Genomic DNA, 21,875 nt, shown 5'->3' on the forward strand with positions numbered 1-21,875 from the left:
TTCAACTTTGTGTTCAGTATAGCGGAGTTTTTGACCACGCAAAAACCCCGAACCGGGACTTTTTTAAAGTGTCCGTAGTTCGGGGTTCAGTTCAATGCTTTTTTATTTGCTTATTCTTTTCCGTAAATCCATTCCGCGCCAAACTCTTCCCAGAATACTTCCGGCGTGACGGACTGCGGAAGCTGCTCGATGGCGAGTTCCCGCCGGATCTGGTCTTTGACTTCTTTGAACTTGAAAAGACGTCCTTCCGCTGCGTCAGACACTTTCACAATAGCCACTGTCCCATCAGCAAGCGCGATCGGACCGGCGGTCTCGTCCTTCTTCATGCCGGTAACGGCCGACACAATGGCCGGATCGATATTCTCGGAAGACTCGCTGACATAGCCGATCTCCCCGCCTAGGCTGCCTGAAACGCGGTCGGCTGATCGTTCACGTGCAAGCGCACCGAACGATGAACCGTTCTCCAGTTCGCCGAGCGCCTTTTCAGCTTCCGACTGATTCGGCAGGATGATCACCGCAGTCCGGTAAGATGGCTTTACATCATACAGCGATTCATTTTTCTCGTAGTAGTCTTCCACTGCCCCGTCCTCGATGATGATATCTTTCGTCAGCACCTTCTCAAGGATCAGCTGTGACTTCACCTGCTTTCGGAGCGGCTCACCCGTCAGCTCCCCGGTGCCTTCACCGCCCGCCCGGAGCATGGCAATCTCCAGGTCGATTTCGTCCTCGGAGACCTTGATGCCATATTCCTTTGCAGCAGCCTCCATCACTTTCTGGTTGACCAGTCCGCGCAGGGTTTCCCGGCCGACCTGCTCTTCCATGGCGGCCACCCACTCCTCATGCGTGACGACCTCCTTGCCGACGGAAGCCACTTGTTCGCCGGTGCCGGCGGACTTTACACTTCCGCCGTCTTTGGTCAGCCAGAGCGTGAACCAGAGCAGGTTGCCGCCAAGCAGGATGGCGAGGAGGATCAGGACAGGCTTTGTCTTCAGACGGCGTTTACGTATCGGCTGATCTGTTTCAGTCCGTTGCCTTCTCATCGCTCAGGAATCCTCTCAGCTCGTCTTCGGAAAACTGGTACGTTTCGAGGCAGAAGTGGCACTGCGCCTCGGCTCCATGGTCTTCTTCGATCATTTCGCGGATTTCCTGGTCCCCGAGCCCGGCAATCGCATTGCTGAACCGCTCCTTGGAACAGTCGCATTCGAAGTCTACCGGTAGCGTGTCGATAAAGCGGATATTCTCGGTTCCGAGCACCTCCCCGAGGATTTCCTCCGGAGTCAGGCCGTCTTCGATCTGTCGGGATACCGGACGGGCTTTCGTGATCCTCTCTTCAAGGAGATCGATCGTTTCATCGGTTGCCCCCGGCATGACCTGGATGATGAAGCCTCCCGCAGCCTTGACCGTATTGTCCGGATTGACCAGGACACCGAGCGCAACCGCGGACGGCACCTGCTCGGAGACAGTCAGGTACTGGGTGAAGTCTTCGGCGATTTCACCGGAAACAATCGGAACCTGCCCCGTGAAGTGGTCACGGAGACCGAGATCCTTCACGACGGAAAACATCCCTTCCGTCCCGACGGCGCGGCGGACATCGAGCTTGCCCTGACTGTTCAGATCAAAGTGGACGTACGGGTCTGAAATATAGCCGCGGACATGGCCGTTCGCATCAGCATCAGCCAGGATGGCACCCGCCGGGCCGCCCCCTTCGATTTTAACCGTCAGTTTACCGTCACCTTTAAGCATCGAGCCGAGCATGACGGTGCCCGTCAGCGTCCGGCCAAGTGCAGCAGTTGCCGTCGGCCAAGCCTGGTGGCGGCGCTGTGCTTCTGCCGCGGTTTCCGTGGTCCGCGCCCCCAAGACGCGGATCGTCCCATCAAAAGCCAAACCTTTGACGATGTAATCAGACATATGATCCATCTCCTTCATTCATTGGTTGCGGTCGTAAATCAGTTTCAATCCTTTGAGTGTCAGATGGGAGTCGACGATGTCGATGGCTTCCGTCTCGCTTGCAATAAGCGGAGCAAGTCCGCCTGTCGCGATGACAGTCGGCTCCTCGCCGGCCATTTCTTTGATGCGCGAAATCAGGCCTTCCACCTGGCCGACATAGCCGTAGACGATACCCGCCTGCATGGCTGCGACCGTGTTTTTCCCAAGGACATTTTCCGGGCGGACGAGTTCGACGCGCGGCAGCTTGGATGCGCGCTCAAAAAGCGCTTCCGTCGAAATGCCGATCCCCGGTGCGATGACGCCACCCATATATTCTTTTTTGTCATTGATATAGCAGAGTGTCGTCGCGGTTCCGAAATCCACGATGATGAGCGGAGTGCCGTACTCATGGATGCCCGCCACCGCATTGACGATCCGGTCCGCGCCGACCTCGCGCGGGTTTTCGTACTTGATGTTCAGGCCGGTCTTGACCCCCGGCCCGACGACGAGTGGTGTCAATCCGAAGTACTTCTCGCACATATGCTCGAGCGCGAACATGATCGGCGGCACAACGGAGGAGATGATGATTCCCTCGATGGCCTTCATGTCGAGCCCCGCATGGGTGAACAGCGACTTCACCTGCATGCCGAACTCATCTTCTGTTTTCCGGCGGTCGGTGCCCATCCGCCATTGGTAGATCAGCTCGTCCCCTTTGTATACACCAAGGACAATATTTGTATTCCCGGTATCCATTACCAGAATCATGGCCATTCCTCACTTATTCATTCGATTGTCCGTAACATCATATCACAACCGCTGCCGGCAAAAAAAGCCGGCGCCCCTAATTTGGGGCGCCGGTCTGATAGGCTTAATCGATTCCAGGTCCCTTCCGGTCTTCGCGGATCGGGCCTTGTGGTGTTTCGGTGTTTGAGCCGTCTTCCTGCGGGAGGTCACCCGAAGAAGGATCGTACGGCGCACCGGTTGAATCCGGCGTCGCTTCAGCTTCCGGCTCTTGGCCTTCTTCATCAAGCGGCTCCGGGAGCCTGCCGTGGTCTTCGAGGTGCTTGATGTCCCGTGCGTCGAGCGTCTCTTTGGTGAGAAGCGTGTTTGCAATGAGGTCAAGCAGATCGCGACGTTCGGTCAGGATCTTCTTCGTGCGCGCGTACTGCTCTTTGATCATGTCCATCATTTCCTGGTCAATCTCGTAGGCAATCTTATCGGAGTAGTTCTGCTCCGAACCGATGTCCCGGCCAAGGAAGACGTTGCCGCCCTGGCTCTGGCCGTACTGCATCGGACCGAGCTTTTCGCTCATCCCGTACTCGGTGACCATCTGGCGGACAATGCCCGTCGCACGCTGGAAGTCGTTGTGAGCGCCGGTCGACACTTCGCCGAAGACGATATCTTCAGCGGCACGGCCGCCGAGGAGGCCGGACACCTTGTCGAGGAGTTCAGGCTTCGTCATGAAGTAACGGTCTTCTTTAGGAAGCATGACCGCATAGCCGCCCGCCTGGCCGCGAGGGACGATGGTCACTTTGTGGACCATTTCCGCTTCATCGAGCGTCAGGCCGATAACAACGTGGCCCGCTTCGTGGAATGCGACGATTTTGCGTTCCTTCTCGGAGATGACGCGGCTCTTCTTGGCCGGCCCCGCGATAACGCGGTCCGTCGCCTCGTCGATATCGGTCATGTCGATCTTTTTCTTGTTGCGGCGTGCCGCTACAAGGGCAGCCTCGTTAAGGAGGTTTTCAAGATCCGCCCCGGAGAAGCCCGGTGTGCGGGCCGCGATCGCCTTGAGATCGACGGAGTCCGCGAGCGGCTTGTTGCGTGCATGGACCTTCAGGACCGCTTCGCGTCCCTTCACGTCCGGGCGGCCGACCGTGATCTGACGGTCAAAACGTCCCGGGCGGAGAAGCGCAGGGTCAAGAATATCCGGACGGTTTGTCGCGGCGATGATGATGATGCCTTCGTTTTCGCCGAAGCCGTCCATCTCTACGAGAAGCTGGTTCAGCGTCTGCTCACGCTCATCATGTCCGCCGCCGAGGCCTGCGCCCCGCTGGCGTCCGACTGCGTCGATCTCATCAATGAAGATGATGCACGGCGCGTTTTTCTTCGCATTTTCGAAAAGGTCACGGACACGGGATGCCCCGACACCGACGAACATTTCGACGAAGTCCGAACCGGAGATTGAGAAGAACGGCACGCCGGCTTCACCGGCTACTGCCCTGGCGAGGAGTGTCTTACCGGTACCCGGAGGTCCGACAAGAAGAATCCCTTTAGGGATGCGTGCACCGATGCTGTCAAACTTGCTCGGGTCTTTCAGGAAGTCGACGACTTCGACCAGCTCGGCTTTTTCCTCATCGGCGCCGGCCACGTCATTGAACGTGACCTTTTTCTTTTCTTCGCTATACAGTTTGGCTTTGCTCTTACCGAAGTTCATGACCCGGTTGCCGCCGCCCTGTGCCTGGTTCAGCAGGAAGAAGAAGAGGATGATGATGATGATGAACGGAATGAGCCCTGTCAGGAACTGGACCCAGCCGCTTGATTGAGGTGCAGGCAGGAAGGTGATCTTGGTGTCGGACTGGTCCGCCACGCGGTCGATCTCGTTCATGAGCTGCTCGTTGTCCGGAGGAATGTTGGCAATGAAGGTTTCGCCTTCCTTGGCGTCATTCATCGTCCCGCGGACCTCGTACACCAGCTGGTTAGGCTGGATGGTCGCCTCGTTGATATCCCCTTCGGCCAAAGCCGTCAGGAACTCGTTATACGTCAGGTTTTTCGTTTGTGTATTCGGGTTATTGAACGAACCAAAGATCCCCATGATTACGAGGAAAATCAGGCCGTACAAGATGGTATACCTTAATATTCGGTTCATCCCGAGCCTCCTCACCATTAAAAGAAAACTATAGTAAATCTTATCATAGGACCCCACCGCCGCCAAAAGAAAAGGCTTTGACTGGAAATGGTCCGTGGAACACGATCCAAAACCCCGAGAATTTCTTACCGTTCACTTAAACCGGCATGTGCATCAGAACGAGTAGATTTCTTTTTTCAGGACGCCGATATAAGGAAGGTTCCGGTACTTTTCAGCGTAGTCAAGTCCGTAGCCGACGACGAATGCATCGGGTACTTCGAAACCGACGATGTCCGCCTTCAGGTCAACCTTGCGCCCGGTCGGCTTGTCGAGCAGGGTGACGATCTTGATCGAATTCGCCTTCCGGTACTTGAGGAGATCAATCAGGTAGCTGAGTGTCTTCCCGCTATCGATGATGTCCTCGATGATCAGGACGTCGCGCCCTTCGACACTCGTGTTCAGGTCCTTGACGATCTTCACTTCACCGGATGAGACTGTCGCATTGCCGTAGCTCGAGACGTCCATAAAATCAATCTCAACGTAGCCGTCAAAACGCTTGATCAGGTCACTCATGAACGGCAGCGCGCCTTTCAGCACACCGATTGCAAGCGGGAACTTCCCTTCATACTCTTTCGTGAGCGCCGCCCCGAGCTCGGCGACCTTTTCCTGGATCTCTTCCTCCGAGATGAGAATCTGTTCGATATCGTTTCCAATCATGTGGTTTCCTCCTGTGCGTGGTCCGCGTGATTTACATCTCCTGCATGTTCCACGATGAATATGTACGGGCCGCCCTTGCGGCCGTCCCGGGTGAATCCCTTGCCGTACCGGACGCCCGGGACTGCGATGACGCTTCCGTCCGCCGCGGTGACGACCGGCCACGCATCCCTCAGGCTGCGCGGGATTTTGCCGTCGATAAAAATCCGTGACACTTTCTTCGGTCCGGCCATATTCGGGAGGAAGATCCGGTCGCCCGCACGCGGCAGGCGGACCGAGAGCGGCAGGACAGCCTCTTCTTCACCAAAATACAGCACTTCCCTGCCGGGAGCGGGTTCGGGATCGGAAACCGCCACCCGGTCCGACCAGAACAGCCGCATCCCATTTTCCGCCGTCAGCCAGCTGCCCTTGGGCAGGGACATCTCCCCCGCTTTTTCGGGCACTTCCTTTGCGGCTTTCCGGAATACGGCTTTTCCGTACTCACGTTCCAGCCTGTAACCGGACGGCAGATCGACCGAACCGCTCCCCCCGGTACTCGAAAGCTGGCTGAGGATCAGCGACTCGAGACGCGATCCTGAGGGGGTCGGATCCGAAAGGTATAGATAGTCTAATAGTAGGGGAACCAGACGCCTTTGTAAAGCAACGGGCACGCGGGAAAAGGCTTCCGTCTTCACGGCGAGCCCGCCCCCCGGAAGGGGCTCCGAAATCTCCTCCCACACTTCCAGGGCACGCTCGCGGAGATAGGCCTCGTCATCTCTTCTGGCGAGATCCCAACTGGCGACATGGCGCGCGGCTCCGGGATTTTCATCACGGATAAGCGGAAGAATGCGATGCCGGAACCGGTTTCGCGTATAATCCGGCTTCATGTTGCTCGGGTCCGTCCTATAAGAAAGCCCGCGCACGTCCAAGTACTCCATGACTTCCCTTCTTTCACTTAAAAGAAACGGACGGATGAGAAGTCCATGGCCGAATTTCCGGGATACCGGAATACCCGGTGCCGCATTCGCCGTTCCCCGCGCCAGACGCATGAGCACAGTCTCGAGCACGTCGTCCGCATGATGCGCCGTGGCAAGCACCCCGTATCCCTCCCTCTCCATGACTTCGGCGAAGTATCGGTACCGCTCGGCCCTGCAGATATCCTGGACGTTACCGCCTTGTTCCCGGACGATCTTACCGACAGGTATCGCCGTTCCATGGAAAGGCACGCCAAGCCCTGCGCACATTGCGCGGACAAAGCGTGCATCTTCCTCGGACTCCTCACCCCTGAGCATATGGTCGACGTGAGCCACACCCACCATGAACCCGGAACCTTCCCCCAACTGTTTCATTACATGGAGGAGGGCGACAGAATCAGGTCCTCCGGAGCAGGCGACCAGCACCCGGCCGCCCGACGGAATCAAGTCCCGCTCACGGATCAGCGCCGCTGCCTGCCTTTCCAGTTCTTCCGTCATCTGCACCCCTCCTCCCATTTCCTTTCATCTTACCACCGTTTCCTTCCCGGTAACCGTCGAATACGGCGTGAATATTGACCATTTCTGGACCGTATGCTCGATCTTGATGACAATCACCGTCCGGTCGTCAGACGGCAGCCGGAATTTGCGTCCCATCTCCTGCATGATATAGTCGGCCATCCCATCCGTCCCGCGGTCTTCGCAGCGGGACAGCACCGCGCCGAGCATGCGCTCCTGCTGTTCGGGCGCGACCGACGGGGAGAACATGCCGTCCGTCATCATAACGATGACATCACCCGCCTTCAGGCCGTGGCGCTTGGCATCAACCGAGAAGGATGGCAGGAATCCGAACGGCACCGCAGCGCTTTCAAGCTTGAACAGTTTGCCGCCCCGGCTGATGTACGTCGACATGGAACCCGCCTTGTACGACCAGAGCCGCCCGTCCTGAAGGTCGATCAGCGCAAGGTCAACCGTCGCGTACATATCGTCCCCGCCCTTGAGCGACATGACGTAATGAAGCGTATGCATTGCGGTCTCCGGATCCATCCGGCGGTTCAGGCACTCCCTCATAAGCCGGATCACCTTCCGGCTTTCACGGTATGCCTGTGCGTCCGAACCCATGCCGTCCGACAGGATGACTGCCGCCAGACCGTCATGGAGCTGGAACACCTCGTGGGAGTCGCCCGCATGGAATGTGCCGTCCTTTGAAGAGGAGACGACCGAATAGTCCATCTTGAAGCGGACGGCTGAGACGAATGTCACCTGGAGATGCGGGAACGGATCTTCCAGGAATACCGACTTCTCCACCTCGAACGGCTCGCCGTACATTTCGTTCAGCACGGGCATGATGAGGCGCTCCGCGACCATACGCTCTGTTTCCCATTCGCTCTTTCGGTCCGGAAGTGAACAGACGATCTTGCGAGCGCCCCGCTCCTCGGAAAGGATATCCACCTGGAAGTGCGGGATCTCCATCTGGTGAAGACGCGCCGACAACTCCTCCTCTTCAGGGCGGAATGTTTTGATCTCTTCTTTCATATTCATCATCATATCGTTCAGATGGCGGCTCATGTCCCGAAGCTGGAGCGCAAGCATCTTCCGCCCGTGGTGAAGCTGATTGTTCAGAACGGCCTGGGAATAATCTTCCTCCAGCTCCTGGATAAGTCCTGTGGAACGTACGCATTTGTACCCGATCCGCTCCTCCATGCGGATTCTCGCCCCGCGCTTCGGCGAGGCCTGTGCCTTCATCCAATCATCGAGGAGAGGCGCGATTCCATCCTCCGGATCAGCCCAGCACTTTTCGTAGCGGAAACAAGACTGGCAGATGGACGGCGGACGCCGTTGTCCTTCATCTTCCCGGCTGCCGTTGTGATCGCTTACAAGCTGTGACATGAAGTGTGCAAATTGATGGAAATCCTGCAGCTGGCTGTCCATTTTCTCCTCGAGCCAGACCCTGCGTCGCTCTGACTGCACGGTACGGTCCGGATTTACACGGCTGCGCACGAATGCAAGCGAGCGGGATGGAATGCACAGGAACAGGAGTGTGGCCAGCGCCATCGACATAAAGTGAACTTCATCAAGCGGCAGTGTTTCATCATACATATAGAAGAATACCGAGGCGATCGGTGCGGCAGCGGCGATGCCAAGCTTTCCGGCCTTTGCCGCGACCCCCGCGCAAAACCCGGTCAGCGCATAAAGTGCGATCATGCCGCTGAACTCGAGATTGGACACGCTGACAATTGTCCCGATCACGGTAGCAGCGGCCGTTCCCGCGGCCAGACCCCCAGCAGACACCGAGAACAGGACAGCAAGATGAATCAGTACTGCCGGAAGCGAAAACTGCCCGTAGATCACGCCGCCCATCCCTGTAATCATGAGTGCGCCGACAAGAAATGCGGCACCCGTCCGCTCCGCTGTCCACCGCTCATGCAGAAATCGGTGTGCCGGAGTGAACACCGCAAACAGAAATACTGCCATAAATGCAGTCAGCAACGCCTCGCAGCCCACGAGAAACCAGATATTTCCCGCCACCTGTCCGCCGTGGGAGACCATCTGCCACACTGCCTGGACCGAAAGCACGGTGAGCCCGAGCGTCACAGGAACCGATTTCCGGAAGAGCCGGAACCGGATGATCGAATGGAACAGCAAGATCTGAAGGATATGGATCGCAGCCTGTCCCGGACCGAGCATCAGACTGCCGAGTCCGCCTCCAATGATGACGAGCGGCAGATAGTTCCTGTAGCGGATCGCTGCGAGCGCCCATACCGGCAAAAGGAACGGCACCGCCGCCTCGAACAGCACCGCCCTCGACAGGAAGAATGAGGCCGCCAGGAAAAACAGCGAAAACCCGATCTTCACTTTTCGCCTGGCTACCGCGTCCGCCCAGCGTCTCAACGGCATGCCGGCATTTTGCCAGGCATCACTCCCCAATAATCTCATGTTTGGATTCCCCCTTATCTCGAATCGAGTGTCCTGAGTATACCGGGGCGATTCACGGAAGTTTGTCTGTTCCTGGCAACCGCGCCGAAGAAACTTTCGACGGATTCGGCCTCTTTTTGGGAATTTTCCGTATACGCGGAAGTTGGTAGGAAAACGGCGAATCTTGCGGGACAGGTTTTATTCGTTTCAGCCAAAAAAGGATTGACACATGGTCTGCCGCTCTGTATGATATGGTAGTGTCGCAAACACGGCGGTGTAGCTCAGCTGGCTAGAGCGTACGGTTCATACCCGTAAGGTCGGGGGTTCGATCCCCTCCGCCGCTATACGAAAACCGGTCCTTCCCATTCGGGGAGGGCCGGTTTTTTGTTTCCGGTGCGCAGCACGTCCTGGTTCATGCGGAACGTTGGCGGATGGCGGAGGATGGGCCGCTTGTGGAGGATATCGATTTGCCATGTCTCACCGGAAACCATTGTCCGCACCAAAAAGCGGCCTGACGAAATGGATCCGTCAGGCCGCCGAAGCGCACCCGGGCTATTCCCGGGCCATCTATATCAGAGATTTTTTTTGGTCGAAGCAGTCAGCAAGTCAGCCTCTTCTCGCACCGCGGCCGCCACGCTTGGACTCTGTTGCACGTTTGAGCGTGGACAGACGGTCTTCACTGTCCTTCAGGAACCGTGCCATCTTCTGCTCGAAGTTTTCTTTTCCTACACGGCCATGATCGTTGCCGCCGCGGTTGCCGCCACGCGGGCGGTATGGGCGTTCCGGACGCTGTGGACGTTCCGCTTCAGGCTTCGCCTTACGGATCGACAGGCCGATTTTGCCATCATTGCCGACATTCATCACTTTAACTTCTACGGTATCGCCGACCTTGAGCAGTTCATTGATGTCCTTGACGTAGTGGTCTGCAACCTCACTGATGTGGACCAGGCCAGTCTTTCCGTTAGGCAGCTCAACAAATGCCCCGAAGTTGGTGATTCCTGTTACTTTTCCCTGTACCTTGCTGCCGACTTCAATTGACATAAAAAAAATGCTCCTCCTTAAAGATTAAGCGGGCTGTTCATACAGCCATGCATACATATTCCGGGTCTTGACAGACCAAGTCCCTTGACCTAATTATAACCAACAATCAAAGAGTGTCAATGAATCGGACGTTTTTCTTGGCAGGTGCCGAGTTTCAGAGGAGCCTTCCCATTAAAAACAGCAGCGGCTACTCCGGTCATTTCCGGGCCGCTGCTGTCCTCCTTATATATCTCTGCTTTAGGACCGGCTGTTGATTTCCGTTACGGGCGGGATGTTGCCCAACGCATTCACTTTTGGGCACAGACGCCGTTCTACGTGACGGCGCCCGCTACCCGCGGGGAAGGCATCGGGCCCCTTTCAGGGTCTCTCCGCTCTTCCTTTTCCGCAGGAGTCACCGCCCTTCACTCCAATTAATGGTTAATAAACTCCCGCCGGTAATGAGGCCACTGAAAAACTCACCATAGAGGGCCTGAAACGGAAATCAGCACTTTTACTTTTTCAGTACACTCGCCAATAACAGAGCTTTTTTATAAATGACGGGTTACTCTTCGGAGTCACCGTCTTTTTTATCTTTGTCTTTGTCTTTTTTCTCCTCGTCCGGGAGGGTGAAGATGATTTCGCCTTCTTCGGACAGGAGATATTCCTTCCTGGCGAGCTTGGCGATGTATTCCGGGTCGTCAAGTTTTTCAAGTTCAAGTTCCAGGGCTGCGCCTTCTTCCTGGAGTTTCTCCAGTTCCGCCAATGCGGCTTTTTTCTCTTCCTGCTTGGCGGCGATGGCCTGGTTTTTCTCGATGAGCGACCAGCCCATCCAGCCGAATATCAGCGCAGCGATGACAGCGAAGACGGCCAGTCTCCGGTAGAGCCGGATCTTCCGCGCTTTCTTGATCTGTTCCTTGCGTTCCCGGGCCCGGACATATTCGGTCTGGATCGGTGTGACGGGCCCATGATTGTTTGCCTGCCTGCTTTTCTGTTCCATCCTCGGTCCCCCTGCCTGCGTCGGAGCGCATGATTCATCTATTATACCTCATGCGGACCTCTTTTTTAAGGGGAGACCGGCGAACTTGCGGCGAACTTTTCTTGACAAAGTTCCCGCTTTCCTGCGCACTGCCCGGGCCGGCCTCCGGAAGGGACGCAGCAGAAACCGGATCAGGGTGAGAATCAGTTTAAGCGGGATACCGACTATAAAGGCAACTGTCCTCCAGACGAGGTCCAGCAGGAAGAGGATGGGCCGGATGACCAGCGCGGTGAGGAGGCGCCCGGCAAACCGGAGCGGGCGGTGAAGTGAAGATTCATAGAGCAGGACGCCTAGCAGCTGGGCAAGCAGGTCATAAAGCCGCCATTCGCCGGACCGCACCGCGAACAGGACGGAAAACGCGGCCAACCCCAAAAGCGGCCACGCCATCAGTTCGATGGCGGTGCCGGCCCGGGTGCCGCCGCCCGCCGTCCGGATCATATCGATGACGGCAGCGGCGAGGATGCCTGTCCCGACCATGGCCAGCAGGCTGAGCAGCTGATGGGAAACGATCATCCGAATAACTTGGTAAGGATATTCCGTGAATGGCCGTCTTCATCTTCGTACTGGAGCACTTTCACGGTTCCCTCGAGGGTGAGAAGGCCCTTGTCCACGTCGAGGTGGACGATCCGGAGCCCGTCCCCCCGGATCTGGAGCTGGCCCTGAGAGGTGCGCACGATGAATTCTTCCTGGTCGAATCGGTCGATCGCTTTCACCGATGTCAGGTCCATCCTCTTGCGGTTGCGGAGTGACACGTGGTGGTCGCCCGATGGAATCTGGTAGGCGGTGCCCGGATTGTCCGACTGTTCGATCTGCATCTGTTCGTTCCCCCTTTTCGCTTGTCCTTGTCCGTTCAACGCATTGTATGAGCGGAAGCGGGGAAACATGACCCGGGCGGCTGGAAGCAAAAACCGGCCCGGAACGCTGGATGCGCTCCGGGCCGGCTTCTGTCAGTCTTCGTCGTCGATGAATTCGGGTTCGACTTTTTCAAGTTTTTCTTCTTTCAGGATCGTGAACATGTTGCCGGCTTCGTCTTTTTTAACGGAGTCCTTCAGCATGTCCACCCGGGCGGTGACCAGTTTCTGGCCAAAGCGGATGGCAAGCTCATCACTTTCTTTGACAACGCTTGATGCCTTGGCCTTTTTGCCGTTAATCGTGATGCGGCCCTGGTCCGCCACTTCCTTTGCGAGCGTGCGCCGCTTAATAAGGCGGGACACTTTCAGGAATTTATCGAGTCTCACTTACATCCTCTCCAATCGTTTCGCTTCGTCCCAGAACGCATCGAGTTCGTCGAGCGTGTAGTCTGCAAAACGGCCCCTGCCTTCCCGGATCCGTTCTTCGACATGGGTGAAGCGCCTTCTGAACTTGCGGTTGGCGCCGGCCATCGCCTCTTCGGGCGATACCTTATAATAACGGGCGAGATTGACGAGCGTGAACAGCACGTCGCCGAACTCATCGGTCCGCTCGCCTTCTCCCCCATTCTCCGCAGCCTGGCGGAATTCCTGCCATTCCTCGTCAAACTTCTCCCAGGCTCCCGCCTCATCCGGCCAGGTGAATCCGTGCCTGGCGGCTTCCTTCTGGTAGTTGTATGACGTAAGGAGGGAGGACGCGTAGCGCTCCTGACCGTCCAGGACCGAGCCGGCCTCTCCGGCCTTTTCCTTCTCCTTGATCGCCTGCCAGTTGCTGACTACGGCATCGGCATCCTCAGCGTCTGCATCTCCGAACACATGAGGATGGCGGCGGATCATTTTTTCCGCCACCGTCTCGAGCACATCCTCCATCTGGAAGTAGCCGTCGTCCTCGCCGATCTGTGCGTGGAGGAACACCTGCAGAAGCACATCGCCCAATTCGCCGATAATGCCGTCATCGTCACCGTCATCAATTGCCTGGACGAGCTCATGTGCTTCTTCGATCATGTACTTTCTGAGCGACTCATGGGTTTGTTCCCGGTCCCACGGGCAGCCTTCCGGGCTTCTCAGGATCCGGATGATCTCGCGGAACGCGTCCCATTCTTTCAGCCGGCCTTCAAGCCGGTCGGCAGGAGGAATATAGACCGTCATCAGATTGCTGGTCTCCACCGTCCGGTCCAGTTCATAAAGCGGAACGGTGACAAGTTTTTCTTCAGGTGAGCCTGCAGCTGTCACAATCGTCACCGGATGGTCGTCCGGATACTTTTCCATAAGTGTGAGCTTCACATCAGATGCGCTGAACGCGTCATACACCTGCGCAATCAGGACATGCTGGTTCATCTTTACATCGTCCCGGTGCATCTCCGTGCCGTCAAGAAGCTGGAAGCCGTCGATCGGGTCGATCCGGAGCGCATTGAACACCGGATCGAGAAAACTCTGGCCGCCTTCAATGTGCAGGCGGGCCTGGCCTTCCCGCTCTGCCTCAACCAGATGCTGGACAGTCTGCTCTGCGACGAGCGGATGGCCGGGCACTGCGTACATGACCGGTTCTTTTTCGGCCAGCGCCAGGAGCGTGTCCGCGATTTCCCGGTAAACCGGCGGGAAGGTGTCATGCTTCCGATAGACGTCATCAAATGTGCGGAACGTGATGCCTTCCGCCTCGAGTTCGGCGATAACGGGGTGGTCCGCCGTCCTGACATGGACAAGTCCGGTGTTTTTCAGCTTCCTGTAGACGCCGAGCGGCAATCCGTCGAGGCCTGATGCACCGAGGCCGATCACGGTAATTTCATTCATGGGATCACTTCCTCTTGGGTTTGTTCAAAAACAGCTGCAGGGCGGCAAGCCTGCGACCGAACGGGATCAGGTACCACTCCCGCTCCGACAGCACACGTGTCCTCGCGATGACCGCAAGAAACACAGCCGCACCGATCGCGACTCCGGTAAGCGCGGTAAATGTTGCGCCGATCCGCCCGGGGAGCCCGTCAAACAGCCAGATGTCGGCCAGGAGCATCCACGGAATAAGGACTGCCGCCATCATCAGTGATGCCATCGCGATCATCAGGTAAAACCTGCCTTCTGCCAGACGCACCGGCCACACTTTCTTGAAGTAGATCAGTATTCCGGCACCGGCTGCGGCAAAACCGGCGACTCCGGCTAGGGAGGCGCCGAAGATGCCCGCCTGCGGCACGAGCAGCCAGTTGGCCGCCGTCTTGACCGCGAGGCCCAGCAAAAGCAGGAGCGCCGGCACCTTTACCCGGCCCAGCCCCTGTAAAACTGCCATTAGCGGCAAAATCAGCGACAGCTCGAATATCTGGATGCAAAACACCATGATGGCTGCCGAACCGCTCCGGGTTTCGAATAGCATTTCATTGACATACGGCAGGACGAGGATCAGTCCGAGTGCCGCTGCCCAGCCGAACAGGAAGGCGAGCCTCCAGGCCAGTCGGATAAACGGCTCGGCCGTTCTGCCTTTTTGTTTTGCCGTGTGCGCCGCGACAAGCGGCACGATCGACAGCGATAGGGTCGAGGCAAGCAAAATGCCCATCTGGACAAGCGGCTGGCCCCGGTCGTACACACCCTTCGCCTCCATCGCGGTCTCCCGCTCCATCGTTTCCGCCATCAGATTGAATACCGTGAACGAGTCGACCATCTGGAAGAAAAGCAGAATCAGCGAACTCAGGCTCGCGGCGAGGCTGATCGCCGTCAGTTCCTTTACTACCGGCCAGGCGCGGACCGATGTTGAACGGTCACGGAAGTCCGGACGGCCCGTCCACTTCCTGAACAGGGCAAACAGAAGAAGAACGCCTGCCGCCTCGCCTGCTACCGCTCCCCACATCGCCATCTGCCCCGCCATATAAAGTGAGGCACCGGCCGAGACGACGATGAGAGTGCCCGCCAGGATGACCGTCACCCGTACCGCCTGTTCGGCCACCTGGGCGCCCGCGACCGGGGCCATGCGGCCTTCCGACTGGTAGACCCCCTTGAGAAGCGCGAGAACCGGCATGAACAGGATGACAAGCGACCCGGCCCGCAGAAGCGGGGCCAGCTGCAGGTCGCCCATCCAGCCGGTGATCATCTCTGCGCCAAAAAACAGTACAAGAAAACTTGCGCCGGACACCACAGCAAGGCATGCCAGTGCGATCCTCATGACAGCGCCGCTTTCTGCGCGGTCCCGGTCCGCCATCACCTTGGAGACGGCAACCGCAAACCCTGCCGATGTCCACACCGTGATGATGCCGATGAACGGGTACACCTGCTGGTATATATAAAACCCCTTGTCGCCGACCAGGTTCTGGAACGGGATGCGGTAAACCGCACTCAGGATTTTGACGATGATGCCGGCCGCCGCCAAGAGCGCCGCGCCTTTCATGAAGGTCTTCATGTTCCATTGCTGCTGCATGCTTCAGGCTTCCTTCTTTCCAAGAATATCCCCATTATAGCACGCCGGCAAAACGGAACATCTGCCTGCCACTGCGAGTACCCGCCATATGGCTCCCATACAAAAAACCGCCGCTCCGCCGGTGATATCCGGCAAATGCGGCGGCCCTTTGGCCATTCTATTCGGGGCATTCCCCGTTCTTTGCATTTGTTGGCGATTACGGCTCCATCTGCTTGGCGAGGAAGTGGGCGGCGGTTTCCGCGGCCTTCACTTCGGGGTCGCCGATAAAGTGGACTTTCGACAGCAGGTAGACGGCGCCGATCGGGTCGCCGCCCGAAACGATCGGGCAAATGCATGATGACTTGATCTGCTCGTTGACGCCCGGAACCCACTCCAGGGATTTTTCATTTTTCTCCGTGACAATCGAGCGGCCGAGCATGACTTCCTCCAGTTCACCGGAAATCCTCTTGCCCAGATAATCCTTTTTCGGGAGGCCGGCGACGGCGATCATTTCATCGCGGTCACTGATGAGTGCCGGCGTTCCCAATGTTTCGTACAGCGTCTCAGCATATTCCTGTGCAAAGCTGCCCAACTCGCTGATCGGGGAATACTTTTTCAGGATGACCTCCCCGTCCCGGTCGGTGAAGATCTCAAGCGGGTCGCCTTCCCTGATGCGCATCGTGCGCCGGATTTCCTTTGGGATAACTATGCGGCCGAGGTCGTCGATCCTCCTGACGATACCAGTTGCTCTCATTCGTGATGCCTCGCTTTCGACGTTCGGATAGGTCTTCGCGCTTATTATGCATCACGTTTAGCCAATTTATGCAATCCCACCCTGTGTATAGGTCACGCTTCCTGTTTTTTCGCTTCCGGCAAAATTTTCATGACGCCTTCCAGCACATCAAACAGCGTCTTTTTTCGGGTTTTCGACCCGTCGACGGTGAGGAGCAGCCGACCGTCCTCCACATGAAAGCCGACAGCACGGCCGTACTGGAGCGTTTCTTCCATGATCTTCGCCCCGTCCGCCTGCTGAGTTCCCGCATTTGTGAAAGAAATGATCACCCGGTCACCCTGCTGCTTGATCGATTCCACGCCGGCATCGCGTGCCCACACTTTCATCAGTGCGACTTTCAGGAGCTGCTCCGCCTCGAGCGGCAGGTCACCGAAGCGGTCGGCCATCTCATCGACGAGCTCCGAATAATCCTCCTCGCTTGCGACCGCTTTGACCCGTTTGTACATCTGGATCTTCTGGAAACCGTCGGGAATGAAGCTGTCCGGGAAGTACGCATCAATGTGCAGCGTCACTTCGACATCCGGAACGTCCTCTTCCTTGCCGTTGCCGCGTTTTTCCTCGATCGCCTCTTCGAGCATCTTCGAATACATATCAAATCCGACTGAATCGATAAAGCCGTGCTGTTGGGCGCCGAGCAGGTTCCCTGCACCCCGGATCGACAGGTCGCGCATCGCGATCTTGAAGCCGGAGCCCAGCTCGGTGAATTCCTTGATCGCCTGCAGGCGGTTTTCCGCCACATCGGACAGAACTTTATTGCGCTGATAGAGGAAGTATGAATAGGCGACGCGGTTCGACCGGCCGACACGCCCCCTCAGCTGATACAGCTGGGCGAGGCCCATCCTGTCTGCATCATGGACGATGAGCGTATTGACGTTCGGGATGTCTACGCCGGTCTCGATGATCGTCGTCGTCACCAGGACATCGTACTCCCCTTCCAGGAAAGCGAGGATCACCGCTTCAAGTTCCGTTTCGGACATGCGGCCGTGTGCGGTCGCGATGCGGGCTTCCGGCACGAGCATCTGGATCTCCTCGGCCTTCCTCGCCATGTCCTCGACGCGGTTGTATAGATAGAATACCTGGCCGCCGCGCGCCATCTCGCGTTCGATCGCTTCCCTGATCAGCGGGCCGCTGTATTCCATGACATAGGTCTGGACCGGAAAACGGTTTGCCGGCGGCGTCTCCAGGACGGACAGGTCTCGGACACCGATCATCGACATATGGAGCGTACGCGGGATCGGGGTCGCCGTCAGTGTCAGGACGTCGACATTTGCCTTCATCTGCTTGATACGCTCTTTATGCGTGACACCGAAGCGCTGCTCCTCATCAACGATGAGCAGGCCGAGATCGCGGTATTCCACATCCTTCGAAAGGAGGCGGTGCGTGCCGACCACGATGTCGACTGTACCGTCTTTCAGGCCTTTGACGGTTTCCTGATGCTCTTTTCTCGTGCCGAACCGGCTCAGCATTCGGACCTCGACCGGGAAGCCGGCAAAGCGCTCCTTCATCGTCTCGAAATGCTGCTGGGCGAGAATCGTCGTCGGAACGAGGAAAGCCACCTGCTTGCCGTCGCCGACCGCCTTGAAGGCGGCGCGGATCGCGACTTCCGTCTTGCCGTATCCCACATCGCCGCAGAGCAGCCGGTCCATCGGGCGCTCGCGCTCCATGTCCCGCTTGATCTCTTCGATCGACCTCAGCTGGTCGTCGGTCTCCTCATACGGGAACGTCGCCTCGAACGAATGCATGAGATCGTCGTCCGGCGAGAAGGCATAGCCTTTTTCAGCCTCGCGCTTGGCATACAGCTTGATGAGGTCGTCGGCGATGTCCTTGACCGCCTTCGACACCTTGCTCTTTGTCTTTTTCCACTCGGTGCCGCCGAGCTTGTGGATTTTAGGTTCCCTGTCCTCCGAGGCGACATACTTCTGGATCTGGTCGATCTGGTCGACCGGCACGTACAGCTTGTCGTCCCCGCGGTAACTAATATTCAGGTAGTCCTTGTGCGTCCCGCCGACATCGAGTGTTTCGATGCCGATGTATTTCCCGATACCATGCTGGATATGGACGACGTAGTCGCCCGGTTTGATCTCGGAGTAGCTCTTGATCCGCTCGGCGTTCGACAGCTTCTGCGGCCGCGCCTTTCTGCGGGAGCGCTGCTTGAAGAGTTCGCTGTCCGTTACGACGGCGATCTGCCGGAGTGGCAGCTCAAAGCCGTCGGACAGGTCTCCTTCGATCAGGTGGATGCCGGGCCCCGGGACAGTTCCCTCTTTCGGAATATCCGCCTCCATGCCATAGTCTCCGAGGATAGAGCGGATCTTCTCAAGCCGCTCTCCCCCGTCAGCAAGCAGGAGCACGGTGAAGCCGCCGGCCTGCCAGCGCTCGGCTTCCGACTTCAGTAGGTTCATCTGGCCGTGGAACTGCTGCATCGGCTTGCAGGAAATCTGCACCGTATCCTTCAGGACAAGGCCCGGGAGTGATCTCGAGAACAGGGACAGATACACTTTTTTCTGTCCGGCCATCGCGTCGATCTCTTTGAATGTATGGCTGAGACGCGCCTCATGGACCAGCTTTCCCTGGGCGATCATCTCGGTGTGCCACTCGCCCTCCTGGCGCTCCAGTGACTCGGCGACCTCGATGATCCTTCCTGCCTCGTTATAGAACAGGATGCCCTCTTGCGGGAAATAATCGCCCAGAAATGCCGTCTCACCTGCGAGAGATGCATACTTCATCACACCTTCCGGAATGTCTCCGTCCTTCATGAGCCCGATATCCGAAGTAATGTTTTCGAGGAGCGCTTCCCTTGCAGCCTCATCGCTCACTTTCTTCAGGCTCGCTGCAAGCGCCTGTTCCAGGCGGTTCGCCGTGACGGCAAGCCTCTCCGCTGGCCAGGTGAATTCATGGGCCGGAAGGATCCTGACCTTATCCAGCCGTCCCGTGGAGCGCTGGTCGTCCGCTGAAAAGGTGCGGATCGAGTCGATCTCCGTATCAAACAGCTCGATCCGGACAGGCTCTTCCCGATTGAGCGGATAAATATCCAGGATGCCGCCCCGGAGAGCGAACTCGCCCGGGGATGTCACCATCGGCTGGCGTGAAAAGCCCATTGCGACAAGATTCGCCGCCCATCCGGCAGGATCAATCTCATCGCCGGTCTCCGCTGTAAGTGCGGCATGTTCCCAATCCGCCTGTGCGGGGAGCAACTTGCGGAGTCCTGCAATCGGCGTGACGAAAATACCGGAGCCGTCCCGCATGAGGTGGTCCAGCGCCTCGATGCGCTGCGCCCGGAGTTCCGGGCTTGCCACGGACAGCTCCGCCGCCGTCAGCTCATCAGCGGGATAAAGGCGGACCGAATCTTCCCCCGACAGCCGCACAAGGTCCTCATACGTGCGCTGCGCCTGCAGCATATTCGGCTCGATGACGAGAACGGGCCGTCCCGTCTCCTTCGCCGCCAACGCAAACAGGGCGGCACGCGCGCCGCCCGCAAGGCCCGTAACCAGCTGCCGGTCACGGCCACTCTTCAGATCGCCCAGGAGGTCCGCAATCTCCCCTCCTCCGGCCAGTACATCGAGTAACTCTTCCATGGGTTCCATCCTTTCAGAAAAACAAGCATTCTTGATTTATCAGATTCCCGTTCTGCGGGAAAGTAGTCGGATTCCGGTGCGTCATGGCCGGTGTGTCCCAAACGCAGAAAAAGCCTTGGACACCGGCGGGTGCCAAAGCAACGGCATCATTGCAGCCATTTCTGCAGGGAGTAGTAGTCGGGAAAGCGGTCCAGTGACTGCTCGCAGTCATTGCAGATGCACTGGACCGTCGCGTCCCCGTCGTCCCCTTCCAGGATAAATTCCTCCGCTTCCTCTTCACCAAGCCGGAGAAGGGTCCTCGCTTCGTCGGCGGAGCCGAACGGAAGCTTGCCAATCTCCGTCTCACAATGGCGGCAGCGGTACCGGATCGCCATGCATGCGCCCCCTTCCTTTCCCATCAGTATAGACAGGAGCATCGGGCGCTATGCCTCACTTGGCGTTGAATTCATTCATGACATCGAGAAATGGGCGTGCGAGGGCCGCCTCGCAGACGTCTGCCGCACGATCCGCGGCTTCTTTCATGACCGGAACCTCTTCATCACTGAAGCGGCCGAGCACCCAATCGGTCACAGCCATCGGGACGTCGGGCCGGCCGATGCCGATCCTCACCCGGTCAAATTCGCGCGTGCCGATATGCTGAATGATCGACTTCATCCCGTTATGGCCGCCGGGGCTGCCCTTTTGCCGGAGCCGGAGCTTGCCCGGAGGGAGGTCCAGGTCATCGTAGACGACAATCAGGTCTTCTTCTGCGACGCCGAAATAATCCATCATCGGGCGGATGCATTCTCCCGAGAGATTCATGTACGTAAGCGGCTTGACGAGCAGCGCCTTTCCTTCCGGTCGATGCGCCGTCGCATACATGCCGTTGAATTTGGTTTGGTTGAGCGGGGCATTCCACCGGTCCGCAAGCCGGTCGATGGCGTGGAAACCGATATTGTGGCGGGTCTGTTCGTACTGCTTGCCCGGGTTGCCGAGCCCGACGATTAGTTTCATGGACATCTTCCTCTTGGCAATGATGCTTTCCATTTTACCATGATTCCGGCAGGCGGGCAGGCAAAAAGGATTGCCCGCAATCGGACAATCCTTCTACAGTTCTTATTCCGTTTCCTTTGGAGCTTCGTCCGCTCCGCCGCCTGCTTCTGCATCCGCTCCGGCTTCCGGATCGGCCGCTCCTTCTTCCGCGTCGTCTTCCGCCTGTTCAACACGCGGTGCGGTGATTGTAGCTAGTACCTTATCATCTTCATCGGTTACATCCACACCCCACTTGGACTTGATATCACCGACCGTGAGGGTGTCACCGACAGCCATTTCCGAGACGTCGACTTCAAGCGATTCCGGCATGTCTGAAGGCTTGGCCGAAATGTTGACCGTCCAGAACGGCTGGCTGAGGACGCCGCCTTCTTTGATGCCCGGTGCCACATCATCGCCGATAAGCGAGACATTCACTTCAGCTTCCATTTCGGTGTTCATGTCGATGGCGAGGAAGTCGGCGTGCTTGAACTCGCCCTTCATCACATCTGTCTGATAGTCATGCAGTACCGCATTGACTTTCTTGCCGTCGACCTCAAGCTGGAATACCGCATTTCGGCCTTCATCGCGCAGGGTCATCATCAGATCTTTCTCGCGGATTGCGACCGGCACACTTTCCAGTTTATATCCGTACACCACTGCCGGTACATATCCTTCAGTGCGGAGTCCGGTCAGACCGGAACGTCCTGATTTTTCCCGTTTTTCTGCTTTGATTGTCATAGCCATCTGCAGTCACCATCCGTTTCTTTAGTTACATAGATAGTGTTTACCCATTATTCAGAGAGTT

At 57.5% G+C, this 21,875-nt stretch carries 19 protein-coding genes and 1 tRNA gene; 1 reads left to right on the top strand and 19 read right to left on the bottom strand.

The annotated features are described in order from the left end of the window. Positions 1–110 precede the first annotated feature (110 nt). From BMX91_RS14865 to BMX91_RS14895, 7 genes are all read right to left on the bottom strand, one after another. Complete coding sequence (locus tag BMX91_RS14865) at positions 111–1,040, bottom strand: peptidyl-prolyl cis-trans isomerase (protein WP_092055963.1); 930 nt, start codon at positions 1,038–1,040, stop codon at positions 111–113. Further along, positions 1,021–1,908: an Hsp33 family molecular chaperone HslO gene (hslO, locus tag BMX91_RS14870; protein WP_092055966.1), complete on the bottom strand. Its 888-nt coding sequence runs from the start codon at positions 1,906–1,908 to the stop codon at positions 1,021–1,023. The genes BMX91_RS14865 and hslO overlap by 20 nt, the downstream gene beginning before the upstream one ends. A gap of 18 nt (positions 1,909–1,926) precedes the next feature. After that, positions 1,927–2,691, bottom strand: a complete 765-nt coding sequence (locus tag BMX91_RS14875; protein ID WP_092055968.1) for a type III pantothenate kinase — start codon at positions 2,689–2,691, stop codon at positions 1,927–1,929. A gap of 103 nt (positions 2,692–2,794) precedes the next feature. Then, complete coding sequence (gene ftsH / locus BMX91_RS14880) at positions 2,795–4,795, bottom strand: ATP-dependent zinc metalloprotease FtsH (RefSeq protein WP_092055970.1); 2,001 nt, start codon at positions 4,793–4,795, stop codon at positions 2,795–2,797. Positions 4,796–4,948: 153 nt separating this feature from the next. Continuing rightward, positions 4,949–5,491, bottom strand: coding sequence for a hypoxanthine phosphoribosyltransferase (hpt, locus tag BMX91_RS14885; protein WP_092055972.1), 543 nt, complete (start codon positions 5,489–5,491; stop codon positions 4,949–4,951). Further along, positions 5,488–6,939, bottom strand: a complete 1,452-nt coding sequence (gene tilS / locus BMX91_RS14890; protein ID WP_177168423.1) for a tRNA lysidine(34) synthetase TilS — start codon at positions 6,937–6,939, stop codon at positions 5,488–5,490. The genes hpt and tilS overlap by 4 nt, the downstream gene beginning before the upstream one ends. A 24-nt stretch (positions 6,940–6,963) precedes the next feature. Continuing rightward, positions 6,964–9,375 (bottom strand): SpoIIE family protein phosphatase, encoded by a 2,412-nt coding sequence (locus BMX91_RS14895; protein WP_092055977.1) that lies wholly within the window; start codon positions 9,373–9,375, stop codon positions 6,964–6,966. A 249-nt stretch (positions 9,376–9,624) separates the two neighbouring features. Between BMX91_RS14895 and BMX91_RS14900 the strand changes: the two genes are divergently transcribed. Beyond that, positions 9,625–9,698 (top strand) — tRNA-Met (locus BMX91_RS14900). A gap of 262 nt (positions 9,699–9,960) precedes the next feature. Here the strand turns inward: BMX91_RS14900 and BMX91_RS14905 are convergent. The 12 genes from BMX91_RS14905 to BMX91_RS14960 form a co-directional block, all read right to left on the bottom strand. Continuing rightward, positions 9,961–10,395, bottom strand: a complete 435-nt coding sequence (locus BMX91_RS14905; protein WP_092055980.1) for a S1 domain-containing RNA-binding protein — start codon at positions 10,393–10,395, stop codon at positions 9,961–9,963. Positions 10,396–10,936: 541 nt separating this feature from the next. Further along, positions 10,937–11,371, bottom strand: coding sequence for an FtsB family cell division protein (locus BMX91_RS14910; protein ID WP_092055983.1), 435 nt, complete (start codon positions 11,369–11,371; stop codon positions 10,937–10,939). Positions 11,372–11,419: 48 nt separating this feature from the next. Then, positions 11,420–11,923: a spore cortex biosynthesis protein YabQ gene (gene yabQ, locus BMX91_RS14915; RefSeq protein WP_092055985.1), complete on the bottom strand. Its 504-nt coding sequence runs from the start codon at positions 11,921–11,923 to the stop codon at positions 11,420–11,422. Further along, positions 11,920–12,225 carry a sporulation protein YabP gene (yabP, locus tag BMX91_RS14920; RefSeq protein WP_092055988.1) on the bottom strand — a complete coding sequence of 102 codons (306 nt, stop codon included), beginning with the start codon at positions 12,223–12,225 and terminating at the stop codon, positions 11,920–11,922. The genes yabQ and yabP overlap by 4 nt, the downstream gene beginning before the upstream one ends. Positions 12,226–12,357: 132 nt before the next feature. After that, positions 12,358–12,648 (bottom strand): RNA-binding S4 domain-containing protein, encoded by a 291-nt coding sequence (locus BMX91_RS14925; RefSeq protein WP_092055991.1) that lies wholly within the window; start codon positions 12,646–12,648, stop codon positions 12,358–12,360. Beyond that, positions 12,649–14,109, bottom strand: a complete 1,461-nt coding sequence (gene yabN, locus BMX91_RS14930) for a bifunctional methyltransferase/pyrophosphohydrolase YabN (RefSeq protein ID WP_092055995.1) — start codon at positions 14,107–14,109, stop codon at positions 12,649–12,651. 4 nt (positions 14,110–14,113) lie between these two features. After that, positions 14,114–15,715 carry a putative polysaccharide biosynthesis protein gene (locus BMX91_RS14935; RefSeq protein WP_092055998.1) on the bottom strand — a complete coding sequence of 534 codons (1,602 nt, stop codon included), beginning with the start codon at positions 15,713–15,715 and terminating at the stop codon, positions 14,114–14,116. Positions 15,716–15,911: 196 nt separating this feature from the next. Then, the gene (gene spoVT / locus BMX91_RS14940; protein ID WP_092056001.1) at positions 15,912–16,448 is read right to left on the bottom strand and encodes a stage V sporulation protein T; all 537 of its coding nucleotides are present in this window, start codon (positions 16,446–16,448) and stop codon (positions 15,912–15,914) included. A 92-nt stretch (positions 16,449–16,540) separates the two neighbouring features. Beyond that, positions 16,541–20,059, bottom strand: coding sequence for a transcription-repair coupling factor (gene mfd, locus BMX91_RS14945; RefSeq protein ID WP_092056003.1), 3,519 nt, complete (start codon positions 20,057–20,059; stop codon positions 16,541–16,543). Between the two features lie 146 nt (positions 20,060–20,205). After that, entirely contained in the window at positions 20,206–20,433 is a 228-nt protein-coding gene (locus BMX91_RS14950) for an anti-sigma-F factor Fin (RefSeq protein WP_092056006.1), read from the bottom strand. A gap of 55 nt (positions 20,434–20,488) precedes the next feature. Further along, a complete protein-coding gene (gene pth / locus BMX91_RS14955; RefSeq protein WP_092056052.1) occupies positions 20,489–21,052 on the bottom strand; it encodes an aminoacyl-tRNA hydrolase in 564 nt (187 codons plus the stop codon). A 102-nt stretch (positions 21,053–21,154) separates the two neighbouring features. Beyond that, positions 21,155–21,814, bottom strand: coding sequence for a 50S ribosomal protein L25/general stress protein Ctc (locus BMX91_RS14960; protein ID WP_092056008.1), 660 nt, complete (start codon positions 21,812–21,814; stop codon positions 21,155–21,157). Between the last annotated feature and the right edge of the window lie 61 nt (positions 21,815–21,875).

This window comes from Bhargavaea ginsengi, assembly GCF_900109165.1.
Classification (GTDB): domain Bacteria; phylum Bacillota; class Bacilli; order Bacillales_A; family Planococcaceae; genus Bhargavaea; species Bhargavaea ginsengi.

What these genes read in the sequence shown, in the direction of transcription:
- BMX91_RS14865 (WP_092055963.1), bottom strand. Translation starts at nt 1,040, where the DNA reads ATGAGAAGGCAACGGACTGAAACAGATCAGCCGATACGTAAACGCCGT.
- hslO (WP_092055966.1), bottom strand. Translation starts at nt 1,908, where the DNA reads ATGTCTGATTACATCGTCAAAGGTTTGGCTTTTGATGGGACGATCCGC.
- BMX91_RS14875 (WP_092055968.1), bottom strand. Translation starts at nt 2,691, where the DNA reads ATGATTCTGGTAATGGATACCGGGAATACAAATATTGTCCTTGGTGTA.
- ftsH (WP_092055970.1), bottom strand. Translation starts at nt 4,795, where the DNA reads ATGAACCGAATATTAAGGTATACCATCTTGTACGGCCTGATTTTCCTC.
- hpt (WP_092055972.1), bottom strand. Translation starts at nt 5,491, where the DNA reads ATGATTGGAAACGATATCGAACAGATTCTCATCTCGGAGGAAGAGATC.
- tilS (WP_177168423.1), bottom strand. Translation starts at nt 6,939, where the DNA reads ATGACGGAAGAACTGGAAAGGCAGGCAGCGGCGCTGATCCGTGAGCGG.
- BMX91_RS14895 (WP_092055977.1), bottom strand. Translation starts at nt 9,375, where the DNA reads ATGAGATTATTGGGGAGTGATGCCTGGCAAAATGCCGGCATGCCGTTG.
- BMX91_RS14905 (WP_092055980.1), bottom strand. Translation starts at nt 10,395, where the DNA reads ATGTCAATTGAAGTCGGCAGCAAGGTACAGGGAAAAGTAACAGGAATC.
- BMX91_RS14910 (WP_092055983.1), bottom strand. Translation starts at nt 11,371, where the DNA reads ATGGAACAGAAAAGCAGGCAGGCAAACAATCATGGGCCCGTCACACCG.
- yabQ (WP_092055985.1), bottom strand. Translation starts at nt 11,923, where the DNA reads ATGATCGTTTCCCATCAGCTGCTCAGCCTGCTGGCCATGGTCGGGACA.
- yabP (WP_092055988.1), bottom strand. Translation starts at nt 12,225, where the DNA reads ATGCAGATCGAACAGTCGGACAATCCGGGCACCGCCTACCAGATTCCA.
- yabN (WP_092055995.1), bottom strand. Translation starts at nt 14,109, where the DNA reads ATGAATGAAATTACCGTGATCGGCCTCGGTGCATCAGGCCTCGACGGA.
- BMX91_RS14935 (WP_092055998.1), bottom strand. Translation starts at nt 15,715, where the DNA reads ATGCAGCAGCAATGGAACATGAAGACCTTCATGAAAGGCGCGGCGCTC.
- spoVT (WP_092056001.1), bottom strand. Translation starts at nt 16,448, where the DNA reads ATGAGAGCAACTGGTATCGTCAGGAGGATCGACGACCTCGGCCGCATA.
- mfd (WP_092056003.1), bottom strand. Translation starts at nt 20,059, where the DNA reads ATGGAAGAGTTACTCGATGTACTGGCCGGAGGAGGGGAGATTGCGGAC.
- BMX91_RS14950 (WP_092056006.1), bottom strand. Translation starts at nt 20,433, where the DNA reads ATGGCGATCCGGTACCGCTGCCGCCATTGTGAGACGGAGATTGGCAAG.
- pth (WP_092056052.1), bottom strand. Translation starts at nt 21,052, where the DNA reads ATGAAACTAATCGTCGGGCTCGGCAACCCGGGCAAGCAGTACGAACAG.
- BMX91_RS14960 (WP_092056008.1), bottom strand. Translation starts at nt 21,814, where the DNA reads ATGGCTATGACAATCAAAGCAGAAAAACGGGAAAAATCAGGACGTTCC.